The following is a 12943-nucleotide window of genomic DNA, read 5'->3' as shown; positions in this document are numbered from 1 at the left end:
AGCGGGGGCGCCGGGCCCTCCCCTCGCCGGACGCCGTGCTCATCGTGTGCACCGGCAACGTGTGCCGATCGGCCTATGCGAGCCGGGCCCTGCAGGGACGGCTGGCGGCTCTGGTCCCCGGCCGGGTGGAGGTCGGCAGCGCCGGCTCCCAGCCGAACCAGGCCCTGACGGTGCCCCCGCCGCTCGTGCGGCTCGGCGCCGAGGCCGGTGTCGCCGGCCTCGCGGACCATCGGCCCGCCGCGTTGCAGCCGTTCATGGTCGCGGAGGCGGATCTCGTGTTGGCGGCGGCTCAGGAGCACATGCGCTTCGCGCTGCGGGAGGTGCCGCAGGCCGTCGCGCGGGTGTTCACCGTACTGGAGCTCGCGGCGCTGGTCCGCATCTTGGACGCGCGGGACGGACGGGACTGGATCCCCGCGGGCCGAGGAGTGCGTGCCTTCGCGGCGGAGGCGGCCCGCCACCGGGCCCTCGCGCGGTCGACCGCCCAGCCCCTCGACGTCGTGGACCCGTTCCGCGGACCGGTGGAGGGGTACGCGGAGATGATCCGGATCATGGATCCCGCGCTGGAGACCATCGCGGATGCCCTGGCCCGTGCCGTGACCCCGACCCCCTGAGCGTGGGGCTGCACCCCCGTCGAGGATGTCGCGGGGCGGGAGGTCAGTGGAACGCCTGCTGGGCGGGCTCGAGCCCGTCCGTGACGAGCTTCTCGACGGCGTCCGCCGCACGGTCCACGTGCAGGGGCAGGACGTCCTGCTCGGGCTTGGTGAAGGGGCGCAGCACGAAGTCGGCCACGTCCATGCGGCCCGGGGGCCGGCCGATGCCGACGCGCACGCGGGCGTAGTCCTTCGTGCCCAGCGAGGCGGTGATGGACTTCAGGCCGTTGTGGCCGCCCTCTCCCCCGCCGCGCTTGAGGCGCAGGGTGTCGAACGGGATGTCCAGCTCGTCATGGACCACCACGAGGTCCTCGGGGCCGATCCCGTAGAAGGACGCCAGCGCGGAGACGGGGCGTCCGGAGACGTTCATGTAGCCGGTGGACTTCGCGAGCACGACCCGCGGTCCCCCGATGCCGAGGCGACCCGTGGCCACCACGGCGCCGGCCCGGTGGCGGGTGAACCCGACCCCCATGCGGGAGGCGAGCTCATCCGCCACCATCTGGCCGACGTTGTGACGGGTGCGCTCGTACTCGGGCCCGGGATTGCCGAGCCCGACGATGAGCGTGGTCCCCGTCGTCATGGCGTGATCAGTCCTCGGAGCCCTCGGACTCGCCCTCGGCAGACTCGGCGGCCTGCTCCTCCTGCACGGACTCGTCGCCGAGGTCCTGCTCGACGACCTCGTTGACGGTGGCGATGACGATGTCGTCCTCGAGCTGCAGGGTGGCGCCGGCCGGGACCTGCACGTCCGGGGCGTACACGTGGTCGCCGGCCTCGCGGCCCTCGACGGAGATGGTGACGGCCTCGGGCAGGTCGGTGGCGTCGGCCTCGACCGGCACGGTGGCGTAGTCCAGCACGTACTCGGTGCCGGGGGCGACCTCGCCCTCGACCTGCACGGTGACCTCGACGATGACCTTCTCGCCGCGGCGGACCTCGATGAGGTCCAGGTGGTCCACGGTGTCCTTGATGGCGTGGCGCTGGATGTCCTTGGGCAGGACCAGGTGCTCCTCGCCGGCCTCATTCACGACGGTCAGCAGGGCGTTGGGGTTGCGGACGGCCAGGGTGGTCTCCTGGGCCGGCAGCAGCAGGTGCACGGGCTCCTGGCCGTGGCCGTAGACGACGGCGGGGATCAGGCCGGCGCGGCGGGCCTGGCGGGCGGCGCCCTTGCCGAAGTCGGTGCGGCGGGTGACCTTGATCTTGAGCTGGTCAGACATGATGCGTCCTCCTGTGGGGGTCTCGGCCGCGCTGCCGGGGGCGGCGCGGGATGCGGCCAGGAGGGGGCTTCAGTGCCGCAGCGGGTCAGCATGCTGACGCGCGGCGGCGGCCTCGTCGATCACGGAGCGCACGCTCCCTCGCCTGGGCAACCCGGACAGGATAGCACCGGTGGTGCTCGACGCGTTCAGCGGCCCGCGCGTCGGGACCGCTCGATGATGCGGTCCAGCTTGCGGCGGTGGGCCCGGTCCTTCGCGGGGGCGCCATGGTCCTCCTCGTCCTCCTGGGCGCTCAGCAGGAGTCCGCAACCGAGCACGATGGCGCCGAAGATCGTGATGAACACCTCCCCCAGCTGGAGCGAGGCCACGAGGATGATGAGGGCGGCCGCTTCGACGGCGACACGGGAAGGCGAGCGGTGCGTCCGGGCGAAGGGCCGAAGGCACAGCCAGAGGTAGGCGCCGACCACCACGATCAGGAACGGCCAGCCGCCCTCGACCAGGAGACCCAGGTAGGAGTTGTGGAAGAACATGGACACGTGGTCCAGGTCCACGAATGCCGTGGAGAGGCCCTGGCCGAAGAAGGACGTCTCCGCCACCTTCTCCACGGACGCCGCCTGGATCTGCGCCCGGAACCAGTCCGTGCCCGTGCGGTCGCCGAAGATCCCGAGGTCGGCCAGGTTCTCCTCGGCCCAGCTGACGAACCAGCCCATGACCACCACCAGTGCGATACGGAGGGCCCGCCCCAGGTAGGGGCTCACGAAGATCCATGCGACCGCGCAGAACAGCGCGGCCATCGAGGTCCGCGAGCCGGTGAGGAAGGTCAGGGCGGAGCCGGCGCCCAGCACGAGGAGCTTCGGGCCCATGCGCTGCAGGGTGGCCACGAGCAGCACGGGCAGGAGCGCGTAGAAGAGACCGGAGACGTTCTTGTCCCCCAGGAACCCGGTGAGGTAGCCGCCGTAGGTGTCCGGGACCAGGCCTGCGTAGAAGAGGGGCACGTTGATCAGTGCACCGGCCGTCATCCCGTAGAGGACGCCCTTGATGTCGATCCGCTCGCTGGCGATGGCGTAGATCAGCAGGATCAGGAGCGTGATCCTGGTGGCGCGACGCGTGGGATCAAGGTCGTTGTGCACGGTCACCGCGACGAGATACGCCACCAGGGCCAGCGCGACGAGGGCCAGCACGCCGTAATGCGAGAGGTCCCGGCGGGGCTGCCGGAACGAGGCCAGGAGCAGCAGAAGGATCGCGGAGAACTCCGCGAACGGGATCGGCAGGCCCGGAGCGGTGAACGCCTCCATCACCAGGCCGACCGCCAGTACGGCCTCGAACAGCCGCGGTGAGGCCGACGTGACCAGCGGGTTCCACGGAGAGCGGGTCCACGCGGCCTGACCGTCCGGGACGAGGCCGAGCGCGGCGTGGCCCCGGGCAGGCCGGGCCTCGGGTGGCGCGACGGCCCCCATGGCGCGGGCAGCCGTCCGGTCACGGGGCGTGCTCGGGCGCATGGTGCGGAACCTTTCGTGGACGCCGGGCAATACTCGGCTCAGCGTAGCGCGGTGGCGGGCCTCGTCCTCGGGGCCTCAGAGCGCACGGTAGGTGTTGGTACCGTGGACCTGTGCGTTTCCTGGCCACAACGGCCCGCGCATCCCCGTCCATGACCCCCGAGGTGCTCCGTGACGATCGTCGACTTCTTCCGCCTCCTGCGCGCCAACCTCCTGCTGCTCCTGGCAGCAGCCCTTGTGGGGGGTCTGTTGGGTTGGGGCTACTCCGCACTGCAGCCCCGGATCTACGCATCCGAATCTCAGGGGTTCCTCGCCGCCCGGGCTGCAGATCAGAGCCTCATCACCAGCAACCTGCCCGCCGAGAGCCGGGCTCAGGCCTACGTCGCCCTGATCAACAGCGAGGCCGTGCGTGAACGCGTGGCACAGGACACGGGGCAGGACGGCGACGGCTCGCTCTCCGCGGTGCTCGTCCCCGAGTCCAGCATGATCAAGGTGACCGCCACCTCGACCGATCCCGAGACCGCCGCGCAGCTGGCGAACAGTGCACTGCAGGCGACGGCGGACGTGGCGGCGGACGTGGACAAGAACAGCCCGCTGGAGGTCGTGCCGCTGTCCGATGCCCGCGTGCCCTCTGCCCCCGTGAGCCCTGACACCCGGCGCAACGTCCTCGTGGGCGCGGTGGCCGGACTGGGTGCGGGACTCGCCATCGCCGTGCTCCGTCGTCTCCTGGACGTGAAGGTGCGCAGCCGCGCCGACGTGAAGGAGATCACCGGCGCCGGCGTGATCGGCGCCGTCCCGGAGAACGAGTCCCTGACCCGCACGGGCGAGGAGGCCATGGACCTCGACCCCCGGGCCGGCGAGGCCATCCGGGCGCTGCGCACCAACCTCAAGTTCGTCTCCGTCGACGAGCCGCCCCGCGTCGTCTCGTTCACGAGCGCGGACCCCTCCGAGGGCAAGTCGACCGTCGCATCGAACCTGGCCCGCGCCCTGGCCCTGGCCGGCGAACGGGTGCTCGTGGTGGACGCCGACCTGCGGCGGCCCCGGCAGCACGACCTCTTCCAGGTGGCGGGCGACGTGGGCCTGTCCGAGGTGCTGGCCGGTGAGGTGCAGCCGGACGACGCCCTCGCGGCCACCGGAATCCCGAACCTCACGCTGCTCCCCGCCGGCCGGACGCCCCCGAACCCGTCGGAGCTGCTGGGCTCGAAGCGCATGCGGGCCCTGCTGAAGCTGGCATCGGAGGACTTCTTCGTCATCGTCGACTCCCCTCCCCTGCTGCCCGTCACGGACGGCTCCCTCCTGGCCACGGCCGTGGACGGGACTGTGCTCGTGGTGCGTCAGGGGCGGACCCGCAAGGACCACCTGGAGGCGGCTGTGGAGAACCTCGCCGCGGTGGACGCGCATCTGATAGGCGTCGTGATGAACGGCGTCGCGCGCTCCCAGCGCGGCGGCGGCTACTCCTATGGCTACGGGTACGAGAGCACGTACCACAAGTCCCACGAGAAGTACCTCTCGAGCGTCGGTTCGTCCGCGAAGAAGGGGCGGCGTTCACGCCGCAAGGCCCGCGCGCGCAGCTGATCGCCCCCACGCACGAAGCCCCCGCCGGAACCGGCGGGGGCTTCGTCGTGCGAGACGCGGTCAGCGCCTCAGGTACGTCCGCAGGCGTTCGCGCTGATCCGGGGCGGTGTAGCCGACGGCGGCCAGGGGCCCGAGGTCGAGGGCGCTGTTCGTCGGCCGCGGTGCCACGCCCTCCTTGCCGGCCATGTACGCGGCGGTGGTCGTGGCGGAGACGCGCCCGGCGTCGTGGCCGGTGTCCTCGAAGACCCACCGGGCGACGTCGTGCCAGGTGACCACGTCGCCGCTGTTGGTCATGTGGAACGTGCCCGTGGGCGCGTCCGTGGTGACCAGGTGCAGCAGGGCGTCGGCGAGGTCGTCGGCGAAGGTGAGGCGGCCGTGCTGGTCGGCGACGACGGCCGGGTCGATCCCGCACTCGGCGAGGGAGGCCATGGTGGCCACGAAGTTCTTCCCCTCCCCGATCACCCAGGAGGTGCGGACGATCCAGTGCCGCGCCACGGTGCGCACCGCGGCCTCGCCGGCGGCCTTCGACTGGCCGTAGACGCCCAGCGGCGCGAGCGGGTGGTCCACCGGGTGCTCCTGCCCCACGGGGAGGGCGCCGTCGAACACGTAGTCCGTGGAGACGTGCGCCAGGGGCACGCCGGCCTCGGCGCAGCGGCGGGCGAGCTCGGCGACGGCGGCCGCGTTGACGGCCCAGGCCTGGGCCCGGCCCTCGGGCGTCTCGGCGGCGTCCACCGCGGTCATGGCGGACGCGTTGACCACGGCGCGCAGGCCGCGGAAGTGCTCCCGCGGCCACGAGGCCGGATCGGTCATGTCCCACGTGTCGCGTCCGTGGGCCTCCACGGGGATGCCCGCCACCTCGGCCCGGGTCACGAGGGCACGGCCGAGCTGCCCGCCGGCGCCGACCACCAGGATCGGGGCGGGCGGCATGGGAGTGACGTCCGCGAGCATCGGGTGGGCGCGGTCCTTGTCCGAGAGCGCGGCGTCCTCGAGCGGGATGGGCCAGGCGATGGCCGCCGTCGGGTCCGCGAGGTTGAGGAACGTGTACTGGCCCTGCGCGTCGGCGGACCAGTGGTCGTTGACCAGGTACGTGTAGGCGGTGTCCGGCTCGAGCGTCTGGTAAGAGTTGCCCACCCCGCGCGGCACGAAGACGGCCTTCTCCGGGCCGAGCTCCACGGTGGCGACGGCGCCGAAGGACGGCCCTTCGCGCAGGTCCACCCAGGCGCCGAAGATCCGGCCGTGGGCGACGGCCACGTACTTGTCCCACGGTTCGGCGTGGATGCCGCGGGTGGTGCCGACGGCGTCGTTGAAGGAGATGTTGTTCTGCACCGGGGCGAGCGAGGCGAGGCGGGGGTGCTCGGCGGCGAGGGCGCGGATCTTCTCGCGCTGCCAGTTCTCCTTGAACCAGCCGCGGTTGTCCCCGTGGACGTCGAGGTCGAGGACGAGCAGGCCGGGGATGGCGGTCTCGGTGATGCGCATCAGTGGTGCCCCCCTCACTGGCCCTGGGCGCGGTACGTGGCCTCGACGGCGTCCTTGGCCGGGCGCCACCAGGCCTCGTTCTCGCGGTACCAGCGGACCGTGTCCGCCAGACCGGCGCGGATGTCCGTGAACTGCGGCTCCCAGCCGAGCTCGGTGCGCAGGGCGGTGTTGTCGATCGCGTAGCGCAGGTCGTGGCCCGGGCGGTCGGCGACGAGGTCGTAGTCGTCCGCGGGGCGGTCGAAGAGCTCGAGGAGGATCTCCACGATCTCCCTGTTGTTCCTCTCGCCGTCCGAACCGATCAGGTACGTGCGGCCGATCTCGCCGCGTTCGAGGATGCGCAGCACGGCCGAGGAGTGGTCCTCCGTGTGGATCCAGTCCCGGACGTTGACGCCCTGGCCGTAGAGGCGGGGGCGGACGCCGTCGATCAGGTTGGTGATCTGGCGCGGGATGAACTTCTCGATGTGCTGGTACGGGCCGTAGTTGTTGGAGCAGTTGCTCAGCGTGGCCTGCACGCCGAAGGAGCGGACCCACGCGCGCACCAGGTGGTCCGAGCCGGCCTTCGAGGCCGAGTAGGGGCTGGAGGGGTTGTACGGGGTGGACTCGGTGAACTTCGCCGGATCGTCCAGCTCGAGGTCGCCGTAGACCTCGTCCGTGGACACGTGGTGGAACCGCTTGCCGTGCTTGCGAACCGCTTCCAGGAGGACGAAGGTCCCGACGATGTTCGTCTGGATGAACGGGGAGGGATCGTTCAGCGAATTATCGTTGTGGGACTCGGCCGCGTAGTGCACGACGGCGTCCGACTCGGCGACCAGGCGGTCCACCAGGGCCGCGTCGCAGATGTCCCCGACCTCGAGAGTGACGCGATCCTCGGGCAGGCCGGCGAGGTTCTCCCGGTTGCCAGCGTAGGTCAGCTTGTCCAGGACGACGACGTCGTGCCCGGTCTCGCGGACGACGTGGTGGACGAAGTTCGAACCGATGAACCCGGCGCCGCCGGTGACGAGGAGGTGCATGGGGTCACACTATCGGGAGCGCTTCAGCTCACCCACCGTCGTCTGGCCGGGCGATGCCGGTCCGTGCGGGCCGGACGACGCCTCTGGCCGAGAAGATCCCACTAGTCTGGCAAGAGGTCTCAGGACACACCCAGTCGACGATGGAGGGCCATGTTCGAGTCACCGCGGCTGTCGATCATCATTCCCTGCCACCGCAGCGGACAGCCCCTGAAGGACCAGATCACGGCTCTGCTGCGTCAAACCGATGCGCCGCCGAGGGAAATCCTGCTGTGCGACAACGGAGGAAATGCGTGGCTGCGATCCTATGTCGCCGCTCTCCGGCCCCTGCCTGATGGCGTGACCGTCCGCGTGGTCGACGCCGAGGAACATCGCGGTGCGGCCTTCGCCCGAAACCGTGGCATCAGCGAGGCGTCGGCCGACAGACTCGCGTTCTGCGACGACGACGACGTCGTCCACCCTGACTGGTGTCGTCTCGCCCACGAGTTTCTGGACGACTTCCCAGTCGTGACGGGAGGCGTGGTGGTCAAGGACGACGCGGCCGTCGCTGACAAGTCTTTGGAGCAGAAGCTCGAGATGCTGGCCGCCGAAACCGTGCCGGTCCCTCCACGCCCTGCAGGGCGGGGGTCGATGGGGCCGGCCCTCATGGGCGGGAATTTCGCCGCCCGACGGGACGTCCTGCTAGCCGTCGGGGGGTTCGATGCGGCCCTCGTCCGCGGTGGCGAGGACAACGACCTGGCCTTCCGCCTCAACCGCGCCGGCGTGCCGATCACGGACTGCGGAGCCATGAGCATCATCTACGCCCGACCCTCCGCATGGCGTGACCGCGTCCGCACGCAGGCCCGGGCGGGACGTTCACTTGCGGAGGCCACTTCGGCGCGGGACGCGTGGCATGCGGTGCCTGAATTGAGCTCCGCACCGACCACAGAACTGGCCCGCGCGGGCGCGGCTGCGGCCGCTATGGCCGCTGGGCTGAAGGCCCGCGACTGGCCTGGCGCGGTCGATCGCGTGGCGACGGCTTGGGGACTCGTCGACGGGTGGACGCGCCATCGAGTCTTCCGGCGACAGACTGAACCACGAATCGGTCTGGGACTGGGCTCCTCGGAGCGCCCACACAACCCGGGCACGACCGTTCTGGTGGTCGCCTATAACCACGCTCCCTACGTCATCGAGACCCTGGAGAGCATTCGACAGCAGACCGTCCCTCCGGTCCGGGTGCTGATAGCCGATGACGCATCGCCAGGAGATGACACTGCCCAGGTGATCCGGCGCTGGCTCGCTGACGCCCCGTCGTCGTTCGAGTTCCATCCCAATGCCATCAATATAGGGCTGAACCTGACCCTCAACCGGCTGCTATCCCAGGTGGACACCGAATTCGTCACCTACATCGCGGGTGACGACACCATGCGCGAGGATCGGATCGCGATCCACGAGGATCTCCTGCGGGCCGCTCCAGATGATGTCGTTCTTGCCTACAGCGACGCAGTGGTGATCGACGAGAACTCCTCGGTGCTCCACCCGTCCTCGCGAGTCGAGTTCCCTTGGCCAGACGAGCCACGGCGCAGCGAGGACACCCTCGCCTGTCTCATCGGGTCCAACTGGATTCCGGCGGCGTCGTTCTTCATGCGCACAGCTGTTCTTCGCGAGGAGGGCGGCTACGCCGAGGACCTCTTCTACGAGGACTTCGAGCTCCTCACCCGTCTGGCGGCGCGATATGGCTTCACCTACACGGAGGAGCCCCTCGTTGCCGTCAGGCGCCTGGCAACCTCTCTGGGCGCAGTGGGGTTCGCGCATGACAGTCCCCGTTTTGTCCGGTCCATGTTCGCGGCCTTGCGCAATGCGGAGCACGGCACATCGGCGGCGGCCCGAGGACTTGCGCGATCACATCGGTGGGAGCTGACCAAGCGGGCTGCACGTATCGGCATGCCATTGCGCGAGGTGTTGGCAATGTTCCAGGACAGCTGGCGTGGCGCAGCGACGCCTGCCCACGCGGCCGTCCACCTTGCTCGAATGCTCGGGCAGCGAGTGGGCAGCTGAGGGCCCGAGCCTCTCCGGGGCAGGCCCCCAGGGTGGGCAGTGCCGCTTAGAGCAGAGTGGGGCCGATGTGCTGGAGCAGGTGGTCAGCGCGACGCTGGGTTGTCGTTTCGAAATCGTTTGCCGCCACGAGGTCGAGACCTGCCTGCCGTGCACGAAGGAGAGCCTCGGGGTCATCGATGAGAGATCGCAGAATCTCCACCATGCCGTCGATGTCTCCCCTCGGCACCGCCCAGCCCACGCCATGGCGCCGCACAAGCGGGCTCAGCGTGGCGTTTGCGAAGCCGAGCACCGGTGCACCTGACCCCAGGGACTCGAAGTAGGTACAGGACGGGTCGCCCTGGAGGTGGGGCAGAAGCATAAGGTCGACGGTGTCCCGTACGTCGTTCAGCCACTCGGTACGGTAGTCACGGAATCCACGGAACTGGACCCAGCCTTCCGCGCGGTCCTGCAGCGTCTCGCGCATTGGCCCGGTCCCCAGAAAGGCCATCTCTACCGGCAGACCCGCCCGGCGTGCCCGATGGGCAACTTCGAGAGCGTACTCAGGGCCCTTGATCGGGTCCAGTCGACCGGAGAAGGCCATGCGAAGAGGACCCTCGCCGTCCCATGCCGGAACGGCGCGCGCGGCTGCGGCGTCTGCGGCGTAGATCCGATGGTCCATGAAGGCCAGCGCGGTGGCCGACTGCTTACCATAGGCCCGGAAGGCAGCAGGTCCGTTGCACTGAAGTGATCTCGCTTTCCGAGCCTGTCTGCGTAACCCGGCCTCGACACGAAGAAGTCCGACCGCTGCACGAGCGAGCGGGTCAAGCCCCTCGTGATGGTGTAGCGGTCTGATCCTTCATGGGGGTCAGGCGCTGAGGCCGAGGGTGAGTTCGGTGTCGGGGTCCACCTCGTCTCCGGTGTTGGTCACGGTGGTGAGCCTGCAGCGGGCCAGGACTTCAAGACCGAGGTAGCGTCGACCCTCGGCCCATTCATCGGTCTGCTCGGCCAGCACCGCACCCACTAGCCTGACGATGGCCGCCCGGTTGGGGAAGATGCCCACCGCGTCGGTGCGACGGCGGATCTCCCGGTTGAGCCGCTCGGCCGGGTTGTTCGACCAGACCTGCGTCCAGACGTCCTTCGGGAACGTGGTGAAGGCCAGGATGTCCGCCCGGGCGGCGTCGAGGTGCTCAGCCACGGTGGGCAGCTTCTCGCTCACGTAGTCCAGGAGCCGGTCGAACTGCGCGTGCACGCTGGCCGCATCGGGCTGGTCATAGACCGAGTGCAGCATGGCTTTCACGGCCGGCCACATGTTCTTCGGGGTGATGCCCATCAGGTTCGCCGCGTAATGGGTGCGGCAGCGCTGCCACGTCGCTCCGGGCAGGTTCGCCGCGATGGCGTCCTTGAGTCCGGTGTGGGCGTCAGAAGTRACCAACCGGACCCCGGCCAGGCCGCGGGCGACCAGGTCGGCGAAGAACTCGTTCCACGCCGCCCCGGTCTCCGAGGTGGCGACCCGCAGGCCCAGGACCTCGCGGTGGCCGTCAGCGTTGACCCCGGTGGCCAGCAGCACCACGGCGTTGACCACGCGCCCGCCCTCGCGGACCTTCATGCTCAGCGCATCGGCGGCCACGAACGTGAACGGGCCGGCCACCCCGAGCGGGCGGTGGCGGAAGGCCTCGACCTGCTCGTCGAGCTCGGTGGCCATCCGGGAGACTTGGGACTTGGACAGGGCGTTGACGCCCAGAGTCTTGACCAGCTTGTCCATCCGTCGGGTCGAGACCCCGGCGAGGTAGCAGTCAGCGACCACGGTGATCAGCGCCGACTCCGCTCTCTTCCTGCGTTCAAGTAGCCAGTCCGGGAAGTACGTGCCCGATCTGAGCTTGGGGATGGCCACGTCCAGGGTGCCGACCCGGGTGTCCAGGTCCCGGTGGCGGTACCCGTTCCGCTGAGCAGTGCGCGAGGAGCTGGGCTTGCCCCATTCGGCACCGACCACCGCGTCGGCATCCGCGGACAGCAAGGTGTTGATCATGGTCTGCAGCAGATGGCGCATCATGTCCGGGGACGCTTCAGACAGGGCTTCTCCGAGCAGGCCGGCAGGGTCGAGAATATGAGGAGCGGTCATCGTGATGACTCCATTCGAGGATTCTGTGGAAGGTTGACTCGACGGATCACACGGTGGCCGCGTCCACGTCTGAGACGACACGCCCGACCACCGGGCGCTACACCACTATGCGGGACTCAACTTGCGCACCAAGGAGCCGAGCCGAGCGATCACCTGACCTTCGAGGAGGACGACCCCGTGACCCGTTACGCCCCAATCGTGCAGCTTGGCGGCGGCCTGGCGGCCGGCACGCAGAAGCTGACGGCGGCGGAGACGATCGAGGTGCTCATCAGTCGGGCGCAGGGCGCCCTCATTTTAGGGACAGGCCACCGGCAGAAGCGGCGAAGGGCTGCCGGCCGACCCCGGCCCACAGCGCCATTCACCGTGTCCTCGTCTCATACTCGTCCACCAAAGAAAGGGAGAGCGCCATGCCCACTCCGACCCCGGAGAATCCGCTGATCTGGTCCAGTGAGACCCTCGCCACCCGGCTCCTGACGGCCCTGGGCGCCGCCCATCCAGAGGAGTACTCCCGCGCTCTGAGCGAACTGACCGGGTTCTCTCTGGATCCAGCGGATCCCGCCACTTTCATATGCGAGGATCAGCGCATCGACCAGCGGTTCCGCACGGTGTCCGGGCAGGAAGTCATCGTGGAAGTGAAGGTGGACCACCAGGCCACAGCCGAGCAGCTGGGCCGCTACGCCGCCTTGGCCGAGGGGGCATGCCGAGTCATGGTCGTCCCTGACGCGGCCGCTCCGGACGTGCGGGAGGCGACCACGAAGCAGCGTGACTGGGCCGTTGTGACGTGGTCGGACCTGCTGGGCCGTCTCATGGACGTGAACCCGTTGGTGGCTCGTCTCGAGCGGGACGTCCGAGTCATGGCTTCCGATCCGGGGGCCAAGGCGGTCACGCGTCGAGCGCTCCATGTGTTGCTGCCCGTCAAGCACGAGCGATTGAAGGTCGAGGCTGGGACGACGGGGCGTAACTGGCCGTGCCTGAACATCACCGCGACGGACGGGTGGGTGTTCGGCCAGGTGGAGCGCACCGGAGCGGCTGTTCCTCCGCAGTTCCAGGCGAAGGTCGGGTTCACGATCTCTCCGGAGGAGCAGGAGGCGGGCCCCGCCGCCGCGTGCATGGGGGAGGCGCTCCGCCAAGCATGGCAGGCGGCGGTGGCTCTGGAGTCCGAGGGGCGCTTCTCGATCTCTCGTCATGGCGGAGCGTCGAAGATGCAGAAGCTCTACGGGACCGACTTCCCCTACCAGGCGCGCGGATACGTGGGTGATTACGTGGGCATCTACAGCACGCCTCTTTCCGACCCGGAGGATGCGCTCGCGCAGGTAGTGGCGCTGGGGGAGCGGATGCTCGTCATCGCCGACGAGAAGTGGGGCCGCAGGGAGGCGGCTGCGTCGGAGGGGTGACG

General features: G+C 69.7%; 11 protein-coding genes. 4 read left to right on the top strand and 7 right to left on the bottom strand.

Annotated features, from left to right (window positions below):
• Positions 1 to 35: 35 nt before the first annotated feature.
• Positions 36 to 611, top strand: coding sequence for a phosphotyrosine protein phosphatase (locus G6R13_RS03365; protein WP_060973881.1), 576 nt, complete (start codon positions 36 to 38; stop codon positions 609 to 611).
• A gap of 43 nt (positions 612 to 654) precedes the next feature.
• Here the strand turns inward: G6R13_RS03365 and pth are convergent, their stop codons facing one another.
• The 3 genes from pth to G6R13_RS03350 form a co-directional block, all read right to left on the bottom strand.
• Entirely contained in the window at positions 655 to 1230 is a 576-nt protein-coding gene (pth, locus tag G6R13_RS03360; RefSeq protein ID WP_010079281.1) for an aminoacyl-tRNA hydrolase, read from the bottom strand.
• Positions 1231 to 1237: 7 nt separating this feature from the next.
• A complete protein-coding gene (locus tag G6R13_RS03355) occupies positions 1238 to 1861 on the bottom strand; it encodes a 50S ribosomal protein L25/general stress protein Ctc (protein ID WP_060973882.1) in 624 nt (207 codons plus the stop codon).
• Positions 1862 to 2046: 185 nt separating this feature from the next.
• Positions 2047 to 3357 carry an O-antigen ligase family protein gene (locus G6R13_RS03350; RefSeq protein ID WP_230956221.1) on the bottom strand — a complete coding sequence of 437 codons (1311 nt, stop codon included), beginning with the start codon at positions 3355 to 3357 and terminating at the stop codon, positions 2047 to 2049.
• A gap of 168 nt (positions 3358 to 3525) precedes the next feature.
• Between G6R13_RS03350 and G6R13_RS03345 the strand changes: the two genes are divergently transcribed.
• Positions 3526 to 4929, top strand: coding sequence for a polysaccharide biosynthesis tyrosine autokinase (locus tag G6R13_RS03345; protein WP_060973883.1), 1404 nt, complete (start codon positions 3526 to 3528; stop codon positions 4927 to 4929).
• A 60-nt stretch (positions 4930 to 4989) separates the two neighbouring features.
• On the opposite strand, the gene G6R13_RS03340 is transcribed toward G6R13_RS03345, so the two are convergent.
• Both G6R13_RS03340 and rfbB read right to left on the bottom strand, forming a co-directional pair.
• Positions 4990 to 6405 (bottom strand): sugar nucleotide-binding protein, encoded by a 1416-nt coding sequence (locus G6R13_RS03340; RefSeq protein WP_060973884.1) that lies wholly within the window; start codon positions 6403 to 6405, stop codon positions 4990 to 4992.
• A gap of 14 nt (positions 6406 to 6419) precedes the next feature.
• Positions 6420 to 7415 carry a dTDP-glucose 4,6-dehydratase gene (rfbB, locus tag G6R13_RS03335; RefSeq protein WP_163721054.1) on the bottom strand — a complete coding sequence of 332 codons (996 nt, stop codon included), beginning with the start codon at positions 7413 to 7415 and terminating at the stop codon, positions 6420 to 6422.
• A gap of 150 nt (positions 7416 to 7565) precedes the next feature.
• Between rfbB and G6R13_RS03330 the strand changes: the two genes are divergently transcribed.
• Positions 7566 to 9449: a glycosyltransferase family 2 protein gene (locus tag G6R13_RS03330; RefSeq protein WP_159832915.1), complete on the top strand. Its 1884-nt coding sequence runs from the start codon at positions 7566 to 7568 to the stop codon at positions 9447 to 9449.
• A gap of 46 nt (positions 9450 to 9495) precedes the next feature.
• On the opposite strand, the gene G6R13_RS03325 is transcribed toward G6R13_RS03330, so the two are convergent.
• Both G6R13_RS03325 and G6R13_RS03320 read right to left on the bottom strand, forming a co-directional pair.
• Positions 9496 to 10107, bottom strand: a complete 612-nt coding sequence (locus tag G6R13_RS03325) for a glycosyltransferase (protein WP_163721051.1) — start codon at positions 10105 to 10107, stop codon at positions 9496 to 9498.
• 186 nt (positions 10108 to 10293) lie between these two features.
• Positions 10294 to 11547, bottom strand: a complete 1254-nt coding sequence (locus tag G6R13_RS03320) for an IS256 family transposase (protein WP_095694973.1) — start codon at positions 11545 to 11547, stop codon at positions 10294 to 10296.
• Between the two features lie 407 nt (positions 11548 to 11954).
• On the opposite strand from G6R13_RS03320, the gene G6R13_RS03315 reads away from it, so the two are divergent.
• Positions 11955 to 12941, top strand: a complete 987-nt coding sequence (locus G6R13_RS03315) for a hypothetical protein (protein ID WP_163721049.1) — start codon at positions 11955 to 11957, stop codon at positions 12939 to 12941.
• Positions 12942 to 12943 lie beyond the last annotated feature (2 nt).

This window comes from Micrococcus sp. Alg238-R198 (assembly GCF_900537135.1).
In the GTDB taxonomy this organism is placed as follows: domain Bacteria; phylum Actinomycetota; class Actinomycetes; order Actinomycetales; family Micrococcaceae; genus Micrococcus; species Micrococcus luteus.
Note: the sequence above shows the minus strand (reverse complement) of the source record. Positions and strands in the feature narration are given on the sequence as shown.

Bases quoted from the DNA above. Each gene is read 5' to 3' on its own strand.
- pth (WP_010079281.1), bottom strand. From the start codon at position 1,230: ATGACGACGGGGACCACGCTCATCGTCGGGCTCGGCAATCCCGGGCCC.
- G6R13_RS03355 (WP_060973882.1), bottom strand. From the start codon at position 1,861: ATGTCTGACCAGCTCAAGATCAAGGTCACCCGCCGCACCGACTTCGGC.
- G6R13_RS03350 (WP_230956221.1), bottom strand. From the start codon at position 3,357: ATGCGCCCGAGCACGCCCCGTGACCGGACGGCTGCCCGCGCCATGGGG.
- G6R13_RS03340 (WP_060973884.1), bottom strand. From the start codon at position 6,405: ATGCGCATCACCGAGACCGCCATCCCCGGCCTGCTCGTCCTCGACCTC.
- rfbB (WP_163721054.1), bottom strand. From the start codon at position 7,415: ATGCACCTCCTCGTCACCGGCGGCGCCGGGTTCATCGGTTCGAACTTC.
- G6R13_RS03330 (WP_159832915.1), top strand. From the start codon at position 7,566: ATGTTCGAGTCACCGCGGCTGTCGATCATCATTCCCTGCCACCGCAGC.
- G6R13_RS03325 (WP_163721051.1), bottom strand. From the start codon at position 10,107: ATGGACCATCGGATCTACGCCGCAGACGCCGCAGCCGCGCGCGCCGTT.
- G6R13_RS03315 (WP_163721049.1), top strand. From the start codon at position 11,955: ATGCCCACTCCGACCCCGGAGAATCCGCTGATCTGGTCCAGTGAGACC.